Annotated in this window: 18 protein-coding genes; 13 read left to right on the forward strand and 5 right to left on the reverse strand. The window is 73.5% G+C overall.

Going from position 1 to position 24,052, the window contains the following annotated elements:
* Window positions 1-6: 6 nt before the first annotated feature.
* Window positions 7-792, forward strand: coding sequence for a phage shock envelope stress response protein PspM (gene pspM, locus GA0070561_RS13655; RefSeq protein ID WP_091400455.1), 786 nt, complete (start codon window positions 7-9; stop codon window positions 790-792).
* Between the two features lie 67 nt (window positions 793-859).
* On the opposite strand, the gene GA0070561_RS13660 is transcribed toward pspM, so the two are convergent.
* Complete coding sequence (locus GA0070561_RS13660; protein ID WP_091400457.1) at window positions 860-4,471, reverse strand: hypothetical protein; 3,612 nt, start codon at window positions 4,469-4,471, stop codon at window positions 860-862.
* 165 nt (window positions 4,472-4,636) lie between these two features.
* Window positions 4,637-5,446, reverse strand: coding sequence for a DNA-formamidopyrimidine glycosylase family protein (locus tag GA0070561_RS13665; protein WP_091400459.1), 810 nt, complete (start codon window positions 5,444-5,446; stop codon window positions 4,637-4,639).
* Window positions 5,447-5,555: 109 nt separating this feature from the next.
* Between GA0070561_RS13665 and GA0070561_RS13670 the strand changes: the two genes are divergently transcribed.
* On the forward strand, window positions 5,556-6,818 hold the full coding sequence (locus GA0070561_RS13670; protein WP_091400461.1) for a hypothetical protein: 1,263 nt from the start codon (window positions 5,556-5,558) through the stop codon (window positions 6,816-6,818).
* Window positions 6,819-6,851: 33 nt separating this feature from the next.
* Here GA0070561_RS13670 and GA0070561_RS34615 read toward each other — a convergent pair whose 3' ends face one another.
* Together GA0070561_RS34615 and GA0070561_RS13680 are read right to left on the reverse strand one after the other, a co-directional pair.
* Window positions 6,852-7,235 carry a CPCC family cysteine-rich protein gene (locus GA0070561_RS34615; protein WP_309251677.1) on the reverse strand — a complete coding sequence of 128 codons (384 nt, stop codon included), beginning with the start codon at window positions 7,233-7,235 and terminating at the stop codon, window positions 6,852-6,854.
* A complete protein-coding gene (locus GA0070561_RS13680) occupies window positions 7,120-7,920 on the reverse strand; it encodes an SAM hydrolase/SAM-dependent halogenase family protein (RefSeq protein ID WP_091400465.1) in 801 nt (266 codons plus the stop codon). Before GA0070561_RS13680 ends, GA0070561_RS34615 begins: the two co-directional genes overlap by 116 nt.
* 101 nt (window positions 7,921-8,021) lie before the next feature.
* Here GA0070561_RS13680 and GA0070561_RS33585 point away from each other — a divergent pair, with 101 nt between their 5' ends.
* On the forward strand, window positions 8,022-8,579 hold the full coding sequence (locus tag GA0070561_RS33585; protein ID WP_146758640.1) for a hypothetical protein: 558 nt from the start codon (window positions 8,022-8,024) through the stop codon (window positions 8,577-8,579).
* Between the two features lie 239 nt (window positions 8,580-8,818).
* On the opposite strand, the gene GA0070561_RS13695 is transcribed toward GA0070561_RS33585, so the two are convergent.
* Window positions 8,819-13,489, reverse strand: a complete 4,671-nt coding sequence (locus tag GA0070561_RS13695; protein ID WP_091400471.1) for an Lhr family helicase — start codon at window positions 13,487-13,489, stop codon at window positions 8,819-8,821.
* 177 nt (window positions 13,490-13,666) lie between these two features.
* On the opposite strand from GA0070561_RS13695, the gene GA0070561_RS13700 reads away from it, so the two are divergent.
* From GA0070561_RS13700 to GA0070561_RS13745, 10 genes are all read left to right on the forward strand, one after another.
* Window positions 13,667-14,053, forward strand: a complete 387-nt coding sequence (locus tag GA0070561_RS13700) for a hypothetical protein (protein ID WP_091400473.1) — start codon at window positions 13,667-13,669, stop codon at window positions 14,051-14,053.
* Window positions 14,054-14,276: 223 nt separating this feature from the next.
* On the forward strand, window positions 14,277-17,111 hold the full coding sequence (locus tag GA0070561_RS13705) for a Na+/H+ antiporter subunit A (RefSeq protein ID WP_091400475.1): 2,835 nt from the start codon (window positions 14,277-14,279) through the stop codon (window positions 17,109-17,111).
* Window positions 17,108-17,587 carry a Na(+)/H(+) antiporter subunit C gene (locus GA0070561_RS13710; RefSeq protein ID WP_091400477.1) on the forward strand — a complete coding sequence of 160 codons (480 nt, stop codon included), beginning with the start codon at window positions 17,108-17,110 and terminating at the stop codon, window positions 17,585-17,587. Before GA0070561_RS13705 ends, GA0070561_RS13710 begins: the two co-directional genes overlap by 4 nt.
* Entirely contained in the window at window positions 17,587-19,092 is a 1,506-nt protein-coding gene (locus tag GA0070561_RS13715) for a Na+/H+ antiporter subunit D (RefSeq protein WP_091400479.1), read from the forward strand. Before GA0070561_RS13710 ends, GA0070561_RS13715 begins: the two co-directional genes overlap by 1 nt.
* Complete coding sequence (locus tag GA0070561_RS13720; RefSeq protein WP_091400481.1) at window positions 19,089-19,700, forward strand: Na+/H+ antiporter subunit E; 612 nt, start codon at window positions 19,089-19,091, stop codon at window positions 19,698-19,700. The genes GA0070561_RS13715 and GA0070561_RS13720 overlap by 4 nt, the downstream gene beginning before the upstream one ends.
* Window positions 19,697-19,960: an MrpF/PhaF family protein gene (locus tag GA0070561_RS13725; RefSeq protein WP_091400483.1), complete on the forward strand. Its 264-nt coding sequence runs from the start codon at window positions 19,697-19,699 to the stop codon at window positions 19,958-19,960. Before GA0070561_RS13720 ends, GA0070561_RS13725 begins: the two co-directional genes overlap by 4 nt.
* On the forward strand, window positions 19,960-20,319 hold the full coding sequence (gene mnhG / locus GA0070561_RS13730; RefSeq protein WP_091402053.1) for a monovalent cation/H(+) antiporter subunit G: 360 nt from the start codon (window positions 19,960-19,962) through the stop codon (window positions 20,317-20,319). Before GA0070561_RS13725 ends, mnhG begins: the two co-directional genes overlap by 1 nt.
* 209 nt (window positions 20,320-20,528) lie before the next feature.
* A complete protein-coding gene (locus GA0070561_RS13735) occupies window positions 20,529-21,884 on the forward strand; it encodes a hemolysin family protein (RefSeq protein WP_091400485.1) in 1,356 nt (451 codons plus the stop codon).
* Window positions 21,881-22,945 (forward strand): hemolysin family protein, encoded by a 1,065-nt coding sequence (locus GA0070561_RS13740; RefSeq protein ID WP_091400487.1) that lies wholly within the window; start codon window positions 21,881-21,883, stop codon window positions 22,943-22,945. The genes GA0070561_RS13735 and GA0070561_RS13740 overlap by 4 nt, the downstream gene beginning before the upstream one ends.
* A 130-nt stretch (window positions 22,946-23,075) precedes the next feature.
* On the forward strand, window positions 23,076-24,005 hold the full coding sequence (locus tag GA0070561_RS13745; protein ID WP_091400489.1) for a sporulation protein: 930 nt from the start codon (window positions 23,076-23,078) through the stop codon (window positions 24,003-24,005).
* Window positions 24,006-24,052 lie beyond the last annotated feature (47 nt).

A 24,052-nucleotide genomic window follows, 5' to 3' on the forward strand; every position in this document is an offset into this window, starting at 1 on the left:
GTCACTGTGGCAGACGAGCGGACACGGTACTTCCGGAGGCTGGGTCGGCTTCGCCGGTCGGCCCGGCGGTGGAGCGTACTGGCCGGTGGGCTCGGCGGGGCGGCGGTGGTGCTGACTCCGTACGCCGGCCTTGGTCTGCCCGACGCGGCCTGGGCCGGCGCCGCGGGCAGCGCGGTGGCGCTCGCCGCCTGGCGCTGGATCGACGTGCGCGCCCTGGCCGCCCAGCCGGCGCCCCCGGCGCTCGACCCGGCCGAGGCGGCGGCCCGGTCCCGGGCCCGATTGATCGCCGCCGTCGAGCGGCTGCCGGTCGGCCCGGGCGTGCTGGCCGAGGTGCGCCGGGTCCGCTCCCGGATCGCGCTGCGCGGCACCAGCGCCGGAGAGCAGTGGGCCCGTCTGGACCGGGCGGCACTCACCCTGGCCGGGATGGCCCCCCGGCTCACCGGGCTGGCCGAGCCGGCGGTGCTGGAGGCCGCCGCCGCCGACCGCTCGCTGCGCGACCTGGCCGCGCGGGTGGCCAGCGTCGAACGCGCGCTGCGGCTGGCCCCGGCCGACGCCCGGCCGCCACTGGCCGAGGCGCACGCCGCGCTGACCGCCCAACTGGAGGGCGGGGTGGCGGCGTACGAACGGCTGGTGGTCGCCGCCGCCGGCTATCTGGCCGAGGACTCCCGACCGGAGACCGCCCACCCGGCCGCCGACCGGCTCACCGAGGCGACCGACCTGCTGCACGGCGTCGCCGGGGCGCTTGCCGAGCTGCGGGCCGTCGGCACCCCGCTGCGCGCGCCGACGCGCTGACGGCGCACGCCCCGAGACACCGCGCTGACGGCGCACGCGCGGCGACGGCCCGTGGACCCCGGGCCGGTCACGGTGGTGTCGTCACCAGGACCGGCCCGGTGTACGGCGAGGCGCCCACGACGTTGAACGACCGGATCCGGTAGTGGTACGTGACACCCCGGGCCAGCCCCGTGTTGGTGAAGCCGCGGCCGGTCACCGTGAAGGTCGCCGTCTCCTGCTCGAAGGCCGGGTCGAGCGCCCGCTGCACGATGAACCCGGACCCCGGGCCGCCGGGTGTGCTCGCCTCCCAGGCCAGGATCACCGTGGCGGTGTCCGGCCCCGGAGCGCTGGCGGTGGCGCTCACCCCGCTGGGGGTTCCCGGCGCGGGCGGCGAGGTCACCGTGGCGACCGTCGACCACGCCGAGGCGGAGCCCAGGTAGGTGGTCCGCACCCGGTAGTAGTACGTGGTGTCCGGTGCCACTGTCGCGTCCAGGTGGTTGTCGCCGACCCCGATCGCCGTGGTGCCCGGGCCGCTGGTGAACGTCGGGTTGGTGGCCCGCTGCACGTCGATGCCGGTGGCGAACGAGCGGTTCGTCCAACGCAGCGCCACGCGCAGCGGCGCGGCCGGCGGGAGCGTCGCGACCAGACCGCTCGGCGCGGCCAGGTGCACCGAGGCGGGTACCCCGTTCGACCAGGACGAATAGCTGACCGCGTTCTCCGCCCGGATCCGGTAGTGGTAGGTCACCCCAGGGGTGACGGTCGCGTCGGTGTAGCGGGTGGCGGCGGCCGCGACGGTGATCGTGGTGACCTCGCCGCCGAAGGTCGCGTCGGTGGCCCGTTGCAGCAGGTGGCTGGTGGCGGGTGGTCGCCCGCCGTTGCTGGTCCAGGCCAGCACGATCGCGGGTAGCGCGGTAGCGGAGCCGGACACCGGTGTGGCGGTCAGCCCGGTCGGTGCCTTCGGCGCCACCCGCAGCACCAGCGGCCGGCTCATCCCGCCGTCGCGGTGGCCGGCGAGCTGACTGTGCCAGCGGTACTCCCAACCCAGGTTGACCAGTTGGTTGACCACAGTGGCCGGTCGCCCGTCGATCGGACTGACCGGTGTCGACCCGGTCCGCGCTCCGGCCGGTCGACCCGGGTCGAGCAGCCGGACGCTGTCTCCCAGCTTGAACGGCAGCGCCGGCGCGACCGGGCGTAGCGCCACCACGACGTCCTCCCGGGGGTTGACCCGGACAATTCCCTTCCAGCCCAGCTCCGTGCCGTGCGGGAGTCGCAGCGTGCCGTCCCAGCCAACCCGGTTGATCACCTGCACGTCGCAGCCGGCGACGTGCAACGGCTGGGTCTGCCGGACGTTGCCGCTGATCCGCCAGAGCTGCGTGCCGTCGGTGGGGGCGCCCACCGGCACGGCGGGGTCGGTGGCGAAGAGCACCTCGGTGACCGGGTCGGTCGCACCGAGCGGCAGCGTCGTCGGGTTGAGCGGCCCGGCGTGTGGGTGCCCGACGCCGAGCCGGCCCGCCGACCGGCCGTGATCCGGCTCGAAGATCTGCTGTGCGGCCTTGACCGCGATCGGCACTGTCACCGGGCCGGTGCCGGCCGTCGGCGTGAACGTCACAGTGGTGGCGTGCACCGGCACCGTCGTCTGCGCCGAGGTCCGGGTGCCGAACGCCGGGTCGTACGCCGGCTGCGGGACGATCGGCGGGCGCTGGCTGGCCGCGTACGCCAGTGGCAGCCGATCGCGCAGCCGGCTCAGGTCGTACGGCGACTCGGGCGTCCCGGTGACGCGGAACTGGAGCACGGTGCGGGTGTTCGGGCCGTACCCCGGTTCGGTCGAGGGTGGGCCGCCCTCGGCGCTGCGGTCCGGGGCGTCGGTGTGCTGGTCGTAGCGACCGTCGAAGCCGGGCAGCGGGGCCGGAGCGTCGTTGTACAGGATCAGCGTGCTGCCCGGCGGCACGGCGGAGAAGTCGACGAGTACGTCGGCGCGTTCGCCCGGGGCGAGCAGCACTGTGTGTCCGTCGACGTTCAGCACTGTCGGGTCGAGCCGGTCGTAGCGGTAGCCGATCGGTTGGTTCGGCAGCACCACCGGCGCCGGCAGGAGGCCGGCCTCGTTGCCGATCTGGATGAACTCCGGGCCGGCGGCGCGCGGGTCCGGCACACCGCCGTCGCGTCCGTCGGTCGGCCACCCCGCCGGACGGTCCGCCGCCCGCGCGGCCGGCACCATCGGCACCTCACCGGCGTCGGGGTCGGCGAGCGCCCCGTCGGCCGTCCACATCGCCGCGTCGGAGCAGGCACGGTAGAGCTGGAGGTTGAGGCTGCGGTCCAGACAGGCGTTGAGGATCCGGAACCGGTACGTGCGCGGCCGCACCTCCAGGTACGGGTAGGCGACGCCGTTGACGAGCGGGGTGTCGCCGTACGCCTCGGGAACCGCCGACGGGTGCGGCAGCCCAGGGCTCAGCGGCGGTTCGTCCGGCGCGTCCACCGGGTCGTGGTGCGGGTTCGGGGCCCACCCGTCGGTGCGGGCGTCGTCCGAGGTGGAGTTGCGGGACCAGGGTCCGTAGTCCCACCGGCCGGTGGGGTTGCGTCCGCCGGAGGAGTACGGGTTCTGCCGGGGCTGGTAGACGTGCGGGTGCCAGAGGCTGCCCCGGGCGCCCCAGCGTTCCCGGTCCCAGGTCGGGTCCTCGGCGGCGAGTTGGGTGTCGTCCGGAACGAACGTCTTGTCCTCGATCACCAACGGCACCTGGTCTGCCGGCAGCACCGCGTCGGCGACGAGCTGGTCCTCGGCCGGGTCGGTGAGCAGGTAGAGCGCGAGTTGTCCGCCGTAGACGGTGAGCCGGGCCAGGCCGAGGGTGTTGTCGTGGAACCACAGCAGCCGGCCGCTCTGCTCGTTCGGGAAGTAGAGCGTGGTGGCGCCGGCTCCGGGTGCCGGCATGTCCGGCACGTGGGCCAGGCCGGGCCCGGTCGGGTACGGGGTGATCTCCCCGGCCGGGGTGATCCACTGCCCCGGGTTGCCCGCGCTGGTCCAGCCGGTCTGCGCCCCGGCCAGGTGGAGCACGGCCCGGTTCTGCGGGTACGGTGCCGGTCCGTCCAGTGGGCCCAGGCCGGCCCCCTCGATCGTGTCGTCGACCGGTAGGAACAGCTCGCCGGACCGACCGGTGGGGAGCTGGTTGATGAACTTCACCCGGACCGGTCGACCCCGACGGGCGTGGATCATCGGCCCGAGGTGCCACTGTCGCTCCGGAGGTGCCACCGTGTTGTGTCCGGCCGGGTCGGTGCCCAGGTTGAGTTGCCGGTAGCCGCGCAGCCGGGTGACCGGCAGGTCCCGGTGCAGCCGCTGGGCGTACTCCTGTAGGCCGATCTCGTAGTAGTCGCAGCCCGGATAGCTGATGGTGTCCGGCACCGCCACCGGCAGGTGGCTGCCGAGGTCGCCGCCGCCGGGCTGGCCCGGGATGGGCAGTGGGTCGACGAACTTGCGCAGTCCGGTCCCGGCCACCACCTGCCCGTCGGGGTCCCGCGTCGGGCGGGGGCTGTGGGCGAAGTTCGGCACCGGGCCGAAGTAGCGGGGCACGACGGCCGGGTCCAGGCTCGGCGTGACAACGGCCTCCTCGGTGGCACGCGGGGCCGGCACGGACGCCGCCCGGCCGTCGGCGTCGGTGTCGCGGGTGGTCCGCTCGAAGAAGGTGGAGCGGAGTCTGCGGAACATCGCCATGACTCTCCCCGGTTCGGGGCGCGAGGTCCGCCACCCCGGCGTGGGGGACCTCGGCACTCTGCTGACGGTCGGTGAGCGCTCAACCGCAGCATGCGACTCCGGCGGCCGGTTAGGAATTACCCAATCGTCCGTTTCTGCCATGGATCCCGTCAGGCGAGAGCCTGGTCAGCCGGATGACGACGAAACCGGCCGCTCGGGCTGACAGACCGGGCACCAGTAGGTGACCCGTTCGCCCAGCTCCTCCTTGCGGATCGCGGTGCCGCAGCGGCGGCAGGGCTGGGCGCGGCGGCCGTACACGTAGCTGGTCTGCCCCCGGTGCAATGAGCCGGTGCTGCTCTGCGTCCACCGGCCCCGGTTGGCGGCGAGCAGCCGCTGTGCGAGGGCCACCAGGCCCGGCAGGTCCGGCACTCCGCCGACCGGGGTCCACGGTGACACGCCCCGCAGGAACAGCACCTCGCACTTGTAGAGGTTGCCCACGCCGGCCAGGTTGCGCTGGTCGAGCAGCGCCTCGCCGATCGTCTGCTCCGGGTGGTCGGCGAGCCGACGGACCGCCTCGGCCGGGTCCCAGTCGGAGCCGAGCAGATCGGGGCCGAGGTGGCCGACCAGTTGGTCTTCCTCGGTGGTCGGCACCAGGGTCAGGTCGTGCAGGTGGTAGCCGACCGCGACAGCGCCGGGGCTGCGCAGCACCACCCGGATCAGGTGCGCGGGCCGGCCGCTCCAGCGTTCCCCCGGGGCGTACGCCCGCCAGGCGCCGTCCATCCGCAGGTGGGAGTGCAGGGTCCAGTGCTCCCCGGTCGGGGCGTTGAGCCGCAGCAGCAGGTGCTTGCCCCGGCTGGCCGACTCGCGGACGGTCCAGTCGGTGAGGTCCGTGGTCGCCAGCTGTGGCACCCGGAAGTCACTGCCGGTGATCCGCGCGCCAGCCAGCGCGCGGTGCAGCACGCGCGCGGTGTTCCAGACGGTGTCGCCTTCGGGCACCCTGCCATCCTCCCTCTTTCGAGCAAGATTCGCATGTGTCGCTATTTGTACTCAGGTTCCTCATGATCTCCTGACATGCGAAGGTCAGGGGGTTCTGAGGAGAATGCCCATGACGCGACCGCGTTGTCGTATCCCATCCGTCGCCCTCATCGCCACCCTCGCCCTCCTGCTCACCGCAGCGCTCCTACCCGCCACGGGTCCTGCGCCAGCCGCGCCCGGCGGCGCTCCGATCACCCTCGTCGCCGCCGCACCCGGCGACGAACGGTGGAGCGCCGACCTCACCGTCGTCGACCGCGACGATGTCAACGTCCGGCGTACGGCCGCCGGCCTCCGCCTGCGGGAGGCCCGGTCCACCGGACGCGGCGCCCGCAGCCCGCACAGCGCGGTCGCCGAGGGGATGCTGCTGACCGCTCCCCGGACCCTCGCCCGGCCGGCTACCCGGGTCCGCGCCGAGATCAACGCCGCGGTTCCGGCCCGCGCGACAGTGGAGGCGCAGGTCCGCGGCTGGCGGGCCGCCGGCTGGACGGAGTGGCGGGCGGCCACCACCGGCGCGGTCTTCGACCGGCCGGTCACCCGGGTGCAGACCCGGGTGGTGCTCACCGCCCCGAATGGCGGCGCCACGGCGACGGTACGGGGCGTGCAGCTCACCGCCGACGCGAACGCCGCCGTCTCCGCCGCCACGCCCGGCCGCACCTACCGGGTGTACGCCACCCGCATCGGGCTGGTCGGTGAGGTGACCGCCAACGGCCGTACCGTGCAACCCCGGGACCACTTCGCGGCGCTGCCGTCGCGGCGAGGGCTCTCCCCGCTCAACACCGGCGACTACACAGTGCGGGTCTGCACCACCAGCGGCTCCCGCTGCGAGTACGCCCCGGTCTGGGACGTCGGGCCGTGGAACACCCGCGACGACTACTGGAACCCGTCATCGGTCCGGGAGAACTGGAAGAACCTGCCGCAGGGCCGGCCCGAGGCGCAGGCCGCGTACCAGTCCGGCTACAACGGCGGACGGGACCAGTTCGGGCGGACCGTGCTCAACCCGGCCGGCATCGACCTGGCCGACGGCACGTTCTGGGACGGGTTGCGGCTGACCACCAACGCCTGGGTGGACGTCGCCTACCTGTGGACCGGAGGCGGGACGCGCGGCGTGGTCGGTGACGGGCCGCTCAACATCCGCACCGGGGCCAGCACGTCGTACGCGACGCGTGGCCTCGCCGCCCGCCTGGCCCACGTGCCGATCCAGTGCTACGTCACTGGTCAGTCGGTCGCCGGCCCCTTCCGGACCACCACCCGCTGGAACCGTCTGGCCAGTGGCCAGTACGTCAGCCACGCATACATCTCCAGCGTGTACGGCGGCAGCGTGCCGGTCTGCTGAGCCACGCTCACCCCGTCGGGCGCCCCGTCAACGTCAGGGGCGCTCGTCGGGGCGAGCCGTGCGCACCATGTCCTGGTAGCGCGGGTGGCTGGCACCGTAGACGGCGTAGTTGAGACGGGCGTGTGTGAGGCTCAGGTCGCCGTTGGGACCACCCCGGACAGCATCGGCGTCGGCGTCGGTCTGGCCGTCGTCGGTCCAGAAACAGACGGGGCACGTCCCCCCGCCGGTTCGGGATGCACAGCAGGGACAGCCCACAGGAACCACATGCTCACCCACCGGAGAAGCATTCCACAGTCGAACATCAGCCCGATACCCGCAGGAGGTCCCCCGGGGAGGCCGCGAGAAGGTCCGCAGCCCGCCCGCCGTTGACCGCGACCGCGACCAGACCGGCCGAATCGACGTACGCCACCAGGCCACCGGCCGGGGCGTCGCCGAAGGTCCGCCCGTGCACCGCCACGAGGGCCGGCACCGGCCCCGGCGGGCCCACCCGAAGCGTGGCCGGCAGCGGATCGAGCAACTCGGCCGGCGCGGCCAGTTGGACGTTGCCGAAGTGGTCCACTGTCAGCACCTCGGCGGTGAAGCCCTCGGCGTCCCGGGTCACCGTCGGCGTCGGAAGTCGCACCAGCCCGGCCGGGTCGACCGGTGAGCCCGCCTCGGACAGCGGCGCGCCGAGCGCCAACCGGGCCGCCACCGGTGCGAAGACGTCGCGGCCGTGGAACGTGTCGGACACTCGGGAGGCCAGCCAGCGCGACCCGGTCAGCTCGACCGCGTGGGTCACCCCACCGAGCGCGGTGGCCGCGTCCAGCAGCAACCCGTTGTCCGGGCCGACCAGCAACCCGCCCGGGGTGGCCAGCGCGACACCCCGTCGGGCGGTGCCCACGCCCGGATCGACCACCGCCACGTGCACTCCCACCGGCAGGTACGGCACGGTCTGCGCCAGCACGGCTGCGCCGCGCCGGACATCCGCCGGCGGCACCAGATGGGTCACGTCGATCACCCGGGCGGCCGGTGCGATCCGGGCGACGACGCCGTGGCAGGCGGCCACGAAGCCGTCGGTGAGGCCGTAGTCGGTGGTCAGCGAGATCCAGGGCACGGCGGACATGCCCGCAGGCTAGTAGAACCGCGGCGTGCTGGCGGATACGGGACAGCGCAGTGGCCGACCGGCCCCTCCCGCCGCCGGAGGACGTTGTGCAGACTGCCCTGGTGACAACTCGGAACCTCCCCGCAGTCGGAATCCTGCTGGTCGCCGTCGCCCTCAGCGCCGGTTGTGGCAGTGACGACGACGGCAGCCCGACCGCGACCCCGTCCGTCTCGTCCGAGGCGGCCCCGACCGGCCTGCCGACGCCCCAAGCCGCACCCGGTGCCGACGGCGCGACCCCGCCCTCCGCCGCCGCACAGGGCACGACGCAGCGGAGGCCGGCCAGCCCGCCTCCGGTGGTGCTGCCCAAGCGCCCGGCCAGTGCGCCCGGCGCGAAGCAGGTCGTCGACGCTTTCCGGGCTGCCGGCCTGAAGGTGCCGCGTCCGAAGGACCGCTCGGTCGACTGTGGGCCGGATGGCCTAGGCCTGGGCTGTTCGGAGCTGATGGCCACCGACGCCGTCACCGTCTACGTCTTCCCGGACGAGACCAGCGCCAGCGACATCGCGGAGACCTGGGGTGGTCAGTCGTACCAGCGTGGCGCGGTGGTGCTGAACTACCTGGAGGCGAAGACCCCGGCCGCCGACCGGCCCCGCTACGAGAAGGTCCTCAACGGCCTGGGCTGAGCACCGGTCCCTGGCGTCCACGGCCGGGGCATGTCTGTCTTCGGAGCGACATACCTGTGAGTCATATCTATGACCCACAGGTATGTCGCCCAATCGGGGCCGGCCCTCCTGAGGAGTGGAACGGGTGGCGCCGCCACCGAGGCTGCACAGCAGCGGTGACTTCGTCCGGCGGTGACTTCGTCCGGCGGTGACTTCGTCCAGTGGGGTGACGAGCAGCCGGCGCGGGCAGGGAGGGTGGGTCAGCCGCGCAGGCGCAGGCCGCGGGGGGTGGCCCGGAAGCCGGCGGCGGTCAACGCGTCCCGCAGCGGCGACGAGTGCACCGCCTCGCCGTCGGCCCGCTCCACCGACATCGCGCCCAACGCCCCGGAGTGGACGGCGTCGGCGAGCGCCTTGCCGGCCGCGGCGAGCGTGTCGGTGTCGTCGGTGAACGAGAGCAGGGTCCGGCCGCCGCGTTCGACGTAGAGGACGAGGTCACCGCCGACCTGCACCACCAGCGCGCCCGCCTTGCGACCGGCCCGGTGCCCGGTCGCCGGGGTGGCCCCGTCGCCCGAGTCGACCACCCGTTCGGGCCAGGGCAGCGCCGCACCGTACGGGTTGGCCGGGTCGGTCGCGGCGAGCACGGTGGCCACCGCGCCCCGACCCCGGGCACCGTCGGTCGGCTCGGCCAGCGCGCGCAGCCGGTCCACCGCACCGGGTACGGCGAACTGCGCCGCCCCGAGCCCTTCGACGAAGTAGCCCCGGCGGGCCGCGCCGCGCTCCTCCAGTGCCGACAGCACCGGGTAGACCGCCGAGAACCCGCCGACCACCTGCTCGGCCATCACCGCGCCCCGGGTGACCACCCCGTGCCGCTCCAGCAGCAGGTCGGCGAGCGCGGCGGCGCGCCGGGTGGGGTCGAGGTCCCGCTCCGGGAGACGTGACCAGCGGCCGGCGACGGTCGGCGGGCCACCCCGGGTCGGCAGCGCCACCCGACCGGGCCGCCGGTAACGGGTGCGGGGCGCGGACGGCCGGGAGCGGTGCGCGCCGCCAGCGCCGAGCACTGCGCGCAGCGGCGCGAGGGTGTCGTTGCTGAGGTGACCGGCCCAGACCAGGTCCCAGATCACCGCGGTCAAGGCGGCGTCGTCGGTCGAGCCGACCCGGTCGGCCAGCGGACGGAAGAACAGCGCCTGCCCGTCGCCGAGCGCGTCGAGCACCGCGTCGTGCAGCGGGGTACGGGTCAACGCCTCGTCCGGCGGCGGCAGCACCAGCGATGCGGTGTCCGCGTACGCCAGGGTGACCCAGCCGTCGCCCCCGGAGATCGCACCCGAACCCGCCCAGAGCACCTCCCCGCTGGCGCACAGCTCGTCGAGCTGGGCGGGGGAGTAGTCCGCGACACGGGCGGGCAGCACCAAGCGCTCCAACGCGGACGCCGGCACCGCAGTGCCCTGCAACTGCTCCACAGTGGCGGCGAGCGCCTCCACACCTCGGGCGGACGAGCCGACCTGCTGCCAGCGCGGCAGGAACGTCGCCAGCGCCCGGGGCGGCACCGGCTCGATCTCCCGACGCAGCGCGGCGAGGGAGCGGCGGCGCAGCATCCGCAGCACCTCGGCGTCGCACCACTGGGCGCCGGCCGAATCCGGGGTGAACTCCCCGGAGACCACCCGCCCGGTGGCGCCGAGCCGGCGCAGCGCCTGCTCGACGACGAACACCCCGAGCCCGAACCGGGCCGCGCAGCTGGCCGCGGCGAACGGCCCGTGGGTGCGGGCGTAGCGGGCCACCAGGTCACCGAGCGGGTCGGCCACCGGGGCGAGGTACGCCTCGGCCACTCCCATCGGCAGCGCCACACCGAGGGCGTCGCGCAGGCGGGCGGCGTCCTCGACGCCCACCCAGCGCTGCTCGCCCGCGATCCGGACCCGCAGCACCCGGCGGGTGGCCTCCAGCTCGCTGAGCCACGTCTCCGGCACCCCCCGCTCGGTCAACTCGGCGTCGCTCAGGTCACCGAGCACCCGCAGCAGCTCGACGACGTCCTCGGCATCGCGGGGGCGGCGCTGATCGGTCAGCCACCGCAGCTGCCGGTCGGTCTCGGTGAGCACCGCCGGGTCCAGCAACTCCCGCAGGTCGACCCGGCCGAGCAGCTCGCCGAGGAGCGTGGAGTCGAGGGCGAGTGCGGCGGCGCGGCGCTCGGCCAGCGGGGCGTCGCCCTCGTAGAGGAACGCGCCGACGTAGCCGAAGAGCAGCGACCGCGCGAACGGCGACGGCGCGCTGGTCTCCACCTCGACCAGTCGCACCTTGCGGGTGGCCAGGTCGCGCATCAGCCCGGCCAGCGCCGGCTGGTCGAAGACGTCCTGGAGGCACTCCCGGGCGGCCTCCAGGGTGACCGGGAAGTCCGCGTACTCGCGGGCGACGTCGAGCAGTTGCGCGGCGCGTTGCCGTTGCTGCCAGAGCGGTTGGCGGCGGCGCGGGTCGCGGCGCGGCAGCAGCAGGGACCGGGCGGCGCACTCCCGGAAACGGGCGGCGAAGAGGGCGGAGGTGCCGACCGACTCCTCCACGAGCTGGGTGATCTCGTCGGGCTCGAAGACCACCACGTCGGCGCCGGGGGGCTCGTCGGCGGTGTCCGGAAGTCGCACCACGATGCCGTCGTCGGAGGGCATCACCTGGGCGTCCACCCCGTACCGTTCGGCCAGCCGGCGGCCCACCGCGAGGGCCCACGGCCCGTTGACCCGGGCACCGAGCACGCTGTGCACGGCCAGCCGCCAGTCACCCAGCTCGTCGCGGAACCGCTCGACCACTACCGTGCGGTCGTCGGGCAGCGAGCGGGTGGCCTCCCGTTGCTCGCGCAGGTAGGCCATCAGGTTGCCGGCGGCCCAGTCGTCCAGCCCGCCGTCGCGCAGCGCGGCCAGAGCCGCCTCGTCGGTCTGGCGCAGCAGGGTGCGTACCCGGGCGCCGATGGCCCGGCCCAGCTCCACCGGCCGACCGAGCTGGTCGCCCTTCCAGAACGGCATGCGCGCGGCCTGCCCCGGGGCGGGCGAGACCAGCACCCGGTCCGGAGTGATCTCCTCGATCCGCCAGGAGGACGAGCCGAGCAGGAAGACGTCGCCGACCCGGGACTCGTAGACCATCTCCTCGTCCAGCTCGCCGACCCGGGCGGCCCGCTCGGCGCCGGCCAGGAACACCCCGAACAGACCCCGGTCGGGAATGGTGCCGCCGCTGGTCACCGCGAGTCGCTGCGCGCCGGGACGGCCGGTGAGCAGGTCGGTGGCCCGGTCCCAGACCAGTCGGGGGCGCAGCTCGGCGAAGGCGGTCGACGGGTAGCGGCCGGAGAGCATGTCCAGCACGGCGTGCAGCGCCGAGTCGGGCAACTCGGCGAAGGGCGCGGCCCGGCGGACCAGCACGGCCAGGTCGCCGAGCGCCCACGGCTCCAACGCCACCATCGCGACGATCTGCTGGGCCAGCACGTCCAGTGGGTTGCGCGGGTAGTGCAGCTCCTCGATCGCGCCGTCGGTCATCCGCTCGGCGACCACCGCGCAGGAGAGCAGGTCGCCGCGGTGCTTGGGGAAGACCACCCCCCGGGAGACGGCGCCCACCTGGTGCCCGGCCCGGCCGACCCGTTGCAGGCCGGCGGCCACGCTCGGCGGCGCCTCGATCTGCACCACCAGGTCGACCGCGCCCATGTCGATGCCGAGCTCCAGGCTGGAGGTGGCCACCACCGCCGGGAGCTGGCCCGACTTGAGCGCCTCCTCGATGTGCTTGCGCTCCTCCCGGGAGACGCTGCCGTGGTGGGCGCGGGCGATCACGGGCGGCGCGCCGGTGGCCGCGCCGGACTGGGCCATCACCTCGGCCGGCGGCCGGTTGCGCACCGGACCGGCGGGGCCACCCCAGCGCTGCGCGCCGGACGCCGGGTCACCGTCGCCCGCCGGGTCGTCGCCGGCCGGCAACCCCTCCGGTACGCCGATCGCGCCCTCGCCCGACGCGGATGCGGCCACCGCCTCGGCGGCCAGCTCGTTGAGGCGGGCGCAGAGGCGCTCGGCACTGCGCCGGGAGTTGGTGAAGACGATGGTCGAGCGGTGCTGCCCGATGAGGGTGAAGACCCGCTCCTCCACGGCCGGCCAGATCGACGCCCGACGCGGCCCGGGGCCGCCGAGGTCGTCCTCCGGTGGCTGCTCCTGTTCGTCCAGGCGGGTCATGTCCTCCACCGGGACCTCCACGCTGACCTCGATGGTCTTCGGGGTGGCCGGCTGGACCACGTCGACCGGGCGGGCGCCGCCGAGGAACCGCGCGCAGGCGTCGATCGGCCGGACGGTCGCGGAGAGGCCGATGCGCTGCGCCGGGGCGGGCAGCAGCTCGTCGAGGCGTTCGAGGGAGAGGGCGAGGTGGGCGCCGCGTTTGCTGCCGGCCACCGCGTGCACCTCGTCGACGATCACCGTCTGGACGCCGCGCAGCGAGTCGCGAGCTGCGGACGTGAGCAGCAGGAACAGCGACTCGGGCGTGGTGATGAGGATGTCCGGCGGGGTGCGGGCGAACGCTCGTCGCTCGTCGGCGGGCGTGTCGCCGGTGCGCATGCCGACGGTGATGTCGGGCGGTGCGACGCCCAGCCGGGTGGCCGCCTGCCGGATGCCGGCCAGCGGGGCGCGCAGGTTGCGCTCCACGTCGACGGCGAGGGCCTTGAGCGGGCTGACGTAGAGCACGCGGCAGCGCTGGCGGGCCTCGGCCGGTGCTGGCTCGCGGGCGAGCCGGTCCAGTGACCAGAGGAAGGCCGCGAGCGTCTTGCCCGAGCCGGTGGGCGCCACCACGAGTGCGTTGCGGCCAGCGGCGACCGACCGCCAGGCGCCGGTCTGCGCGGCGGTCGGGGCGGCGAAGGCGTTGTCGAACCAGGCACGGGTGGCCGGGCCGAACCCGGCCAGCACCGCGCCGGCGTCTGCGTCTGCCCCGGTCACCGGTCCATCGTGCCCCGCCGGTCCGACATCCACGAGCGACCCACGACGGAATGCGACCGCAAAAGGCAAAAAGCGTGGAACGTGCGCTTAATACGTTAAGTCTCACTTAACTGCTTGCTTCTAAGGAGCAACATAAAGTAACTTCACTCGCAACGCGAACCGGGGTGAGGGGATTTGATGGCCGGCGAGCAGCGCACCGTCGAACCGGGCACCGACGTGCTGATTCGCAAGGTCGACAGCCACCTGGCCGCGCTCCGCTCCGGCCTGCACGGCCCCGAGCTCGAGCTTGCCGAACGCCTCGCCCACTGCCTGCGCGAAATGGTTCTCTGCACCGCCCAGGCCAGCGCGGCCGACCGGGGTCAGGTCCGCGTTGCCGTGCACTACTTCGTGCTCCGTCGCGAGAGCCGTGGCCGCCTGCTTTCGGTGCGGTCGCTGACCGCCGCCGAGCGGGTGGTCGACCGGGTCGCCCGCCAACTCGGCCGCCTCGACCTGCTGGCCGTGCTACGCCGCGACCGCCCCACCCCCGACGACGCGCAACCTCTCAACAACGCCCTGCTGCGCTGACGACGCCGCACCCCCGCCCGCGTTGATCAAGAGGTTTGCGTCAGGAACGCGGGCGCGGATGACGCAAACCTCTTGATCAACGGTGGGGGTCGGGGCTGGGGTCGGGGCTGGGGCTGGGTGGGCGAATTCTGGCAAAACCGCCCGGCGGGGGAGGAACTGGCGTCTGATCGCTGCTAGGCGCCACCGCTGCCACGGGCGTCGGCCATGTCGATCGGGAGCGCAGGTGCTGGTACTGCTCATCCTCCATCTCGTGGCGGCCCTCGCCGCGCCCCTGCTCGTCCGCTGGTGGGGTCCGCGCGCGTGCTACCCGCTGGCGCTCGCGCCGGCCGCCGCGTTCTGCTGGGCGGTGGCCCGCACCCCGGCCGTGGCCGACGGCGGGGCGGTGGTCGAGACGTACCCGTGGATCCGGCAGTTGGGCCTCGACATCGCGTTCCGGCTCACCACGCTGTCCTGGCTGATGACGCTGCTGATCGGCGGCGTCGGCGCGCTGGTGCTGGTCTACAGCGCCCGCTACTTCAGTGCCGGCTCCACCGGGATGGCGCAGTTCGCCGCGGTCCTGGTCGCCTTCGCGGGCGCGATGCTCGTCCTGGTCTTCGCCGACGACCTGCTGCTGCTCTACGTCGGTTGGGAGCTGACCACGATCTTCTCGTACCTGCTGATCGGGCACAGCACCGAACGGCGGTCCAGCCGTTGGGCGGCGGCGCAGGCGTTGACCGTCACCACGCTGGGCGGCCTCGCCATGCTGGTCGGCTTCATCATGCTGGGCGAGCACGCCGGCACCTACCGCTGGTCGGCAATCAGCGAGCAGCCGCTGCCCGGCGGCGGGTACCTGGTGGGCGCCGTGCTGCTGATCCTGGCCGGTGCGCTGTCCAAGTCGGCGGTGCTGCCGTTCAGCTCGTGGCTCCCGGTGGCGATGGCGGCACCCACGCCGGTCAGCGCCTACCTGCACGCCGCCGCCATGGTCAAGGCCGGCGTCTACCTGGTCGGACTGCTCGCCCCGGTGCTCGCCACGGTCGGCCCGTGGCGGCCGCTGGTGCAGGTCGCCGGCGTGGCGACCATGCTGCTCGGCGGGTGGGCAGCGCTGCGCCAGACCGACCTGAAGCTGCTGCTCGCGTACGGGACGGTCAGTCAGCTCGGCCTGCTGGTGGCGGTGACCGGCTCGGGCACCCCGGACGCCGCGCTGGCCGGCACCGCGATGCTGCTGGCGCACGCCCTGTTCAAGGCGGCGCTGTTCCTGGTCGTCGGCATCATCGACCACAGTGCCGGCACCCGTGACCTGCGCGAGCTGTCCGGGCTGCGGCACTGGTCCCGGCCGCTGTTCGTGGTAGCCGTGCTGGCCGCGGCGTCGATGGCCGGTGTTCCGCCGCTGGTCGGCTTCGTGGCCAAGGAGGCGGTGTTCGGGGCGTTCACCGACCAGCCCGTGCTCCTCACCGGCCTGGTCGTCGGGACGGTGCTCACCGTCGCGTACAGCGCCCGCTTTCTCTGGGGCGCGTTCGCCGACCGGCCGGGTGTGGCGCCGGTCCCGCCGGGGTCGATCGCCGCGTCGCTGCTGGTCCCACCCGCGGTGCTCGCCGGTGTCGGTCTGCTTGCCGGTCCGGCCGCGAGCGTGCTGGACGACCTGCTGCGCCCGTACGCCGATCTGCTCGGCGGGGTCGACGCGCACCTGGCGCTCTGGGCCGGACCGACCCCGGCGCTCGGCCTGTCCGTGCTGGCGCTCGTCGGCGGCGGCCTGCTCTTCGCCGTGCGTGGGCCGCTCGCCCCGGTGCTGGCCCGGCTCCGATCACCGGTGAGCGGGAACCAGGGGTACGAGTGGGTCATCGGCCGGTTCGACCGACTGGCCATCGAGGTCACCGGCGCGACCCAGCGCGGCTCACTGCCGCAGTATCTGGGCATCATCCTGGTCACCCTGGTGCTGGTGCCGGGCACGGCGATGCTCTCCGCCAGCCCCTGGCGGGCGCGGATCCCGCTCTGGGACAGCCCTCTGCAACCGGTGGTCGTCGTGGTGATCGCGGTGGCGGCGGTGCTTTCGGTCGGTGCCCGTCGCCGGCTGACCGCGATGCTGCTGGTGGGCATGACCGGCTACGGCACGGCGATGTTGTTCGTGCTGCACGGAGCGCCCGACCTGGCGCTCACCCAGTTTCTGGTGGAAACCGCGACGATCGCGGTCTTCGTGCTGGTGCTGCGTCGCCTGCCGGAGCGGTTCTCGGCCCGCCCGCTGCGCCGTACCCGCTGGGCCCGTCGGGTGATCGGGGTGGCGGCGGGGTTGGTGGCCGCCGGGTTGGCCCTCACCGCCGTCGGCGCGCGCCGCGCACCGGACATCTCCGCCGCCTTCCCCGACCTGGCGGTGGTGCACGGGTACGGCCGCAACGTGGTCAACGTGACCCTTGTCGACATCCGGGCCTGGGACACGATGGGCGAACTGGCGGTGCTGGTGGTGGCCGCGACCGGGGTGGCCAGCCTGATCTTCGAGCGCTCCCGCACCGGGCCGCGGCCGCGCCGGCCCGAGTCCGAGCAGGGGGAGGGTGGACGCGGCCGGCCGGTCTGGCTGCGCGGTGGCCCCACCCTCTACGAGGAACGTCGCTCGATCGTGTTGGAGGTGGTCATCCGGCTGATCTTCCACACCGTGGTGCTGTTCTCGCTGTTCCTGCTCTTCTCCGGGCACAACGCGCCGGGCGGTGGGTTCGCCGGCGGGCTGGTGGCGGGTCTCGCCCTGGTGGTGCGCTATCTGGCCGGCGGCCGGTACGAGCTGACCGAGGCGGCCCCGATCGGCGCCGGCGCGATTCTCGGCGCCGGGCTGGCCATGTCGGTGGGCAGTGGCGTGGTGGCGCTGCTGGTCGGCGGGTCGGTGCTGGAGAGCGCGAAGGTCGACCGGGTCCTGCCACTGGTCGGCGACGCCCATCTGGTCACGTCGCTCTTCTTCGACATCGGCGTGTACCTGGTCGTGATCGGGTTGGTGCTGGACATCCTGCGCAGCCTCGGTGCCGAGGTGGACCGGCACATCGAGGCCACCGGAACGGGCACCGGCGGGTTGGCCGTCGACAAGGGGGACCGGGCATGACGCGGAGCGGTGCGGGGCCGACGTTGGTGCTGGTGCTGGCCGTCGCGGTGCTGGTCGGGTGCGGGGTGATCCTGCTGTTGGAGCGCAGCCTGACCCGGATCCTGCTGGGCGTGGTCATGCTCGGCAACGGGGTGAACCTGTTGATCCTGTTGGGCGGGCGGTCGGGCGGGGCGCCGATCGTCGGCACGGGCCCGGTGGAGCGGATGAGTGACCCGCTGCCGCAGGCGATGGTGTTGACCTCCATCGTGATCACCTTCGGGTTCACCGCGTTCCTGCTCGCGGTCGCGTACCGCAGCTGGTATCTCTCCGGAGACGACGAGGTGCCCGACGACCTGGAGGACCGGCAGATCATCCGCCAGGCCGGGCGCAACGAGGTGGGTGCGGCCGACCGCGGTGGGGAGGGCCCGAACGGCGATCCGGAACAGGTCGATCCCGAGCCGGCCCGTCGCCGGTTACGACGCGGGGACGGGTCGTGATGCGCACCCTGGTGCCACTGCCGGTGGTGGTGCCACTGCTCGGCGCGGCGCTGACCCTGCTGCTGGCCGGGAAGCCCCGAATCCAGCGCGCGATCAGCGTGCTGTGTCTGAGCGGCACGCTCACGGTGGCGGTGCTGTTCCTGGTGCAGGCGTACCGGCACGGGCCGGTGGTGGTGGCGGTCGGGGGGTGGCCGGCGCCGGTCGGCATCGTCCTGGTGGCCGATCAGCTGGCCGCGCTGATGCTGGTGGTCTCCTCGGCGGTGACCCTCTGCGTGCTGCTGTACTCGATCGGCCAGGGTCGGAGCGACACCAGTGAGAGTTCGCCGGTGTCGATCTTCCACCCGACGTACCTGGTGCTCACCGCCGGTGTCACCAACGCGTTCCTGGCGGGTGACCTGTTCAACCTCTTCGTCGGGTTCGAGATCCTGCTGGCCGCCAGTTTCGTGCTGATCACCCTGGGGGGCACCGAGACCCGGATCCGGACCGGGTCGACGTACGTGGTGGTCAGCATCCTCTCCTCGATGATCTTCCTGACGTCGGTGGGTCTGGTGTACGCGGCCACCGGCACGCTCAATCTCGCCCAGCTCGCCCAGCGCCTCGACGATCTGCCCGACGGTGTCCGACTGGCCCTTGAGCTGATGTTGCTGCTGGCCTTCGCGATCAAGGCGGCGGTCTTCCCCCTGTCGGCCTGGCTGCCGGACAGCTACCCCACCGCGCCGGCTCCGGTCACGGCCGTCTTCGCGGGTCTGCTCACCAAGGTGGGCGTCTATGCGATCATCCGCACCGAGACGTTGCTGTTTCCCGGTGGGCGTGCCCACATCCTGCTCATGGTCGTCGCCGGGCTGACCATGGTGATCGGCATCCTCGGTGCGGTGGCCCAGTCCGACCTGAAGCGACTCTTCTCGTTCACCCTGGTCAGTCACATCGGCTACATGATCTTCGGGGTGGCGTTGAGCACCGCCGCCGGCCTGTCCGGCGCGATCTTCTACGTGGTGCACCACATCACCATCCAGACCACGCTGTTCCTCGTCGCCGGGCTGGTCGAGGAGCGTGCCGGCAGCACCGACCTACGTCGTATCGGCGGGTTGGCCCGGGTGGCGCCGCTGCTGGGCGTGCTCTTCTTCATCCCGGCCATGAACCTCGCCGGAGTGCCACCGTTCTCCGGCTTCCTCGGCAAGCTCGGCCTGCTCCAGGCCGGGGTGGCGGCCGGCGGGCCGCTGCCCGGGGTGCTGGTCGCGGCCGGCACCCTGACCAGCCTGCTCACCCTCTACGTGGCGTCCCGGGTGTGGAACATCGCCTTCTGGCGCGCGCCCCGGCTGGCCACCAGCGAGCCGGTCGTCCAGTTGCCGAGGCTGATGGTGGGCGCCACAGTGGCCCTGGTCGCCCTCGGGCTGGCGTTGACCGTGCTGGCCGGTCCGCTCTTCGACGTCACCGCCGACGCGGCCGCGGACCTGCGGCTGCGCACCCCGTACGTCCGTGCCGTGCTGCCGGGCGGCGTGCCGTGACCGGCTCCCCGGAGCCGGCTCCCGACGCCCCCGGGCCCGCCGTGGTGGGGCGGGGCCGGATCGGGCGCTGGCGGGACCAGGCGGTGGCGCTCGGGTGGCTGGTGGTGGTCTGGAACCTGCTCTGGGGCGACATCAACTGGGCCAACCTGGTCGGTGGCCTGCTGGTGGGTGCGGCCGTGCTGGTGTTCTACCCGCTGCCGGCGGTCAGCTTCGGTGGCCGGTTACGACCGTGGGCGCTGCTGGTGTTCGCGGGCCGGTTCGCCGCCGAGCTGGTCAGCGCGAGCCTGCACGTCGCCCGGATCGCCGTGCAGCCCGGCTACCGACCGCGCGGGGCGATCATCGCGGTCCGGTTGCGGGTGCCCACCGACCTGAACCTGGCGCTCACCGCCGAGGCGGTCTCGTTGGTGCCGGGCACGTTGATCCTCGAGGTGGACCGGGACTCCGGAACGCTCTACCTGCACGTCATGGACACCCACGGCCCCGGGGACCTGGACGTGGCCCGGGACCGCACACTCGCCGTCGAGCGGCGAATCATCCGCGCGGTCGGCTCCACCACCGAACTGCGTCACCTCGACGTCACCTCACCCGAGAAGGGAACCCGCCCGTGACCACGTTCCTGGCCGTCGTCCTCACCGCACTGCTGTCGATCACCGCGCTCCTCGCGCTGGCCCGCCTCTACCGTGGCCCGTCGCTGGTGGATCGGGTGATCGCCGCGGACATGCTGCTCGCCACGATGGTCGGCGCGGTGGGCGCCGAGGCGGCGGTCAACCGGCACGCCACCACGCTGCCCGTGCTGGTGGTGCTCTCCCTGCTCGGCTTCGTGGGCTCGGTGTCGCTGGTCCGCTTCGCCGTCCGGGAGCAGCAGTGATCGCGACGATCGCGGACTGGCTCGGCGCCGGTTGTCTGGTGGCCGGCGCGCTGCTCGCCCTGGCCGCCGGGGTCGGCGTACTGCGTTTCCCGGACGCGCTGTCCCGGATGCACGCGGCCACCAAACCGCAGGTGCTCGGGGTGCTCCTGCTGCTGCTGGGCATCGCGTTGCGGCTGCGGTCCCCGGCCGACCTCGGCATGATCCTGCTGGTGGCGGTCTTCCAGTTGGCGACCGCGCCGGTGGCGGCGCAGATGATCGGGCGGGCCGCGTACCGGTCGGGGCGGCTCGACCGGGGCCTGCTCGACGCCGACGAACTGGCCGACCGCGGACAGGGCAGCGGGTCGGCGGGCCCGGCGTGACGACCGCCACGCCCCGGGCCTGGCGTGCCCACCGGCGGCGCCCGCTGAACCGGACGTTCCGCTCCTTCGGCCCACCCCCAGCGGAGTCCCAGCCAGCGCCGATAAAATGGCGGCATGATCGACTCTTCTGCCCAGGAGGGCAGCAGTAGCCAGCCGGGTCGTGCCCGGCATATCCCCGTACCGACGACCCCGGGAGCCCTGAGCGACCCGTGTTGATCGTCGTTGGTCTCCTTCTGATCATTCTTCTCACTGCCGCCACCGGCTACTTCGTGGCGCAGGAGTTCGGCTACGTCGCCGTGGACCGGGGCAAGCTGCGCCAGCTCGCCGATGACGGCGATCAGGCCGCCGCCCGGGCCCTGACCGTCACCAGCCGGCTCTCCTTCATGCTCTCCGGTGCCCAACTGGGCATCACCGTCACCGCGCTGCTGGTCGGCTACGTCGCCGAGCCGTACCTGGGCGGTGGCCTCGCCGACCTGCTCGGCGTGGCCGGCGTCAGCGAGGCGGTCAGCCTGCCGCTGTCGGTGGCGTTGGCCCTGGTCATCGCCACCATCGTGCAGATGGTCCTCGGTGAGCTGGCCCCGAAGAACCTGGCCATCGCTCGGGCCGTGCAGCTGGCCCGGGCGCTGAGCCGCTCAACCCTGATCTACCTGGCCGTCGCCGGGCCGCTGATCCGGCTCTTCGACCGGGCCTCGGTCCGGCTGCTGCGCCGCATCGGCATCGAGCCGATCGAGGAGCTGCCCAGCGGCGCCACGCCGGCGGACCTGGAACAGATCATCGCCGAGTCCCGCGAGGAGGGCAGCCTCGACGCCGAGATGTCCACGCTGCTCGACCGAGGTCTGGACTTCCGCGAGCTGACCGCCGGCGAGGCCATGGTGCCGCGCGTCGACGTGCACACCGTCCGGGCGCACGAACCGGTGAGCCGGGTGGTCGAGCTGCTGGACACCGGCCACTCCCGCTTCCCGGTACGCGGTGCGGAGGGCGTCGACGACCTGCTCGGCATCGTCGGCATCGCCGACGTGCTCGGCGTACCCCCGGGGGAGCGCGCCACCACCCCGGTGAGCGCGGTGGCCGGGCCGCCGCTGCTCGTACCGGAGACGTTGCCCCTGCCCACGGTGCTCGACCGCCTGCGGTCCGGGCACCGGCAGATGGCGTGCGTGGTCGACGAGTACGGCGGCTTCGCCGGCGTCATCACGCTGGAGGACATCGCCGAGGAACTGGTCGGCCCGATCCGCGACGAGGACGACCCACCGGAGCGGGCACCGGCCCGGCAGGACGACGGGTCCTGGGTGGTGCCGGCCCGCTGGCGGATCGACGAGGTCGCCGACAGCACCGGCATCGCCCTGCCCGAGGCCCCCGAGTACGACACCCTGTCCGGGTTGGTGATGCGGGAGCTGGGCCGGGTGCCCGAGGTCGGTGACCGGCTGGAGATCAGCCTGCAACCCGAGGGGGCGGACGGCGAGGACAACGAGGCAGAGCCCCGGGCGCTGGTCGAGGTGCTGGCCGTGGACCGGCACGTGGCCGACTCGGTGCGGTTGCAGCTGACCAAACCGGAGGTGACCGCATGAGCCCCGGGATCGCACTGTTCAGTTCGGTGATCCTGCTGGCGCTGAACGGGTTCTTCGTGGCCGCCGAGTTCGCCCTGGTGGCCAGCAAGCGCTACCGCCTGGAGCAGGCGGCGGCGAACGGTGGTCGGGCGGCACGCGCCGCGTTGGATGGCGTCCGCGAGCTGTCGCTGATGCTGGCCGGCGCGCAGCTCGGCATCACGCTGTGCACCCTGGGTCTCGGCGCGCTGGCCGAGCCGGCGATCGAGCACCTGCTCAGCCCTCTGCTGCACGCGGTGGGCCTACCGGACGCGGCCAGTCATCTGGTCGCCCTGGTCTTCGCCCTCGGGGTGGTGACCTTCCTGCACCTGGTGGTGGGGGAGATGGCACCGAAGTCGTGGGCGATCACCGACGCGGAGCGCTCGGCGACGCTGCTCGCGTTGCCGTTCCGCGCCTTCGCCCGGGTCTCCCGGCCGGTGCTCTCCGCGCTGAACGCCCTGGCCAACGCGATCCTGCGGCTGTTCGGCGTCAACCAGCAGGACCAGCTCGCCCAGGTGCACGGCCCGGACGAGCTGCGGATCCTGCTGGAGCAGTCCCGTGAGCACGGGCTGCTCGGTGCCGAGCAGCACCAACTGCTGACCAGCATGCTGGAGTTGCAGGGCACGTCGGTGGCGCAGGTGATGGAACCGTTCGCCACCATGGTCACCGTCCGTCGGGACGACCCGGCCGAGCGGATCGAAGAGGTCAGCCGGGGCAGTGGCCGATCCCGGCTCGCGGTACTCGACGAGGCGGGCGACGTGTGCGGGCTCGTGCACGTTCGGGAGGCGGTACGGGTGGTCACCACCGGCCGGGTCGCCACCGCCGGGGAGCTGATGACCCCCGCGTTCACCCTGCCCGCGACGTCCTCGGTCACCGAGGCGGTGGCGGCGATGCGGGCCCGGCAGTCGCAGCTCGCGTTGGTCCGCAACGGCGGCGGCCCGGCCCGGCCGATCGGCTTCGTGGCCCTGGAGGACCTCCTGGAGGAGGTCATCGGGGAGTTCGACGACGAGACCGACACGGTCCCGCGCGGGCGTCGGTTGCGCTGACCTGGCGACCCGGCCGCACTGACGACGTGCGGCCGGGTCAACGGTCGGCACGGCAGCGGGCTTGAGCCGACCCCGACCGGGTAGGCGCGCCTGGTGGGGCCGGCGGGGCCCCGTCTCGGGAGGGGGCGCGGTGCGGCTGACCGGAGTGTCCCCGGAGTCCGGTGGCACCGGGCTCTCCGTGCAGACCACGCTGCCCAACCCGAGTACCCGCCCGGGCCTGCGCCTGCCGGGGCGGGTGACAGTCGCGGCCGGCCCGGAGGACGTGCTGGTGCGGCACATCCGGCTCGGCCTCGTCACCACTGTCGAGCCGGACGACCCGAACGCGGCCCGGCGTCTCGTGCAGTTCCACCACCTGCCGATCGCCGGCCGGTTCGTCGTACCGGCCGGTCGGCGGCGGGCGGTCGACTTCGCGTTCCCGCTGCCGTGGGAGACCCCGGTGACCACCTTCGGTGGGGTGCCGCTGCTGAGCCTGCGGATGGGCCTGCGGACCGAGGTGTCGCTCGACCCCGACCTCGACCAGGGGGCCATGGTGCCGGTCTTCGTGCATCCGCTCCCCACCCAGCAGCACGTGCTGGCGGCGCTGGACACGCTCGGTTTCATGATCCGCCAGTCCGGGTTGCAGGAGGGCGGGTTGCCGGGGGTGGAGCACACCCTGCCGTTGCACCAACGCTGGGGTTACTGGGTGGGGCCGCTCTACGCCGGCCCGATCACCGAGCTGGAGGTGATCTTCGTGACCAACTCGGCGGGCCTGGAGGCGATCCTCTGGATGGATCGCCGGCTGGCGCTGGCCGGAATCACCCACCAGAGCATCAGCAGGTTCCGGATCTGGCACGAGGGCGCCGACCGGCGGGACTGGGTCGCCACCGTGGACGGTTGGATCCGCCAGGCGATCAACCGGCACGCCGCCGCGGCCGCGCACGCCGACTGGTCCGCGCAGATCGCGGGGTCGGCCCACGTCAGCCGCCACCCCGACGAGCCGGTCCGACCGGGTTACGGCCTGGGCGGCACCGCCGGCGGCGCCGGCGTAGGAGGAGGCTCCGGCGGCGGCGACGGCACCTGACCCCCGCCCTCTCACCCCCGCGATCTTGCAGTTTCTGCGGGGACAAA

The sequence above is a fragment of the Micromonospora saelicesensis genome (genome assembly GCF_900091575.1).
Taxonomy (GTDB): domain Bacteria; phylum Actinomycetota; class Actinomycetes; order Mycobacteriales; family Micromonosporaceae; genus Micromonospora; species Micromonospora saelicesensis.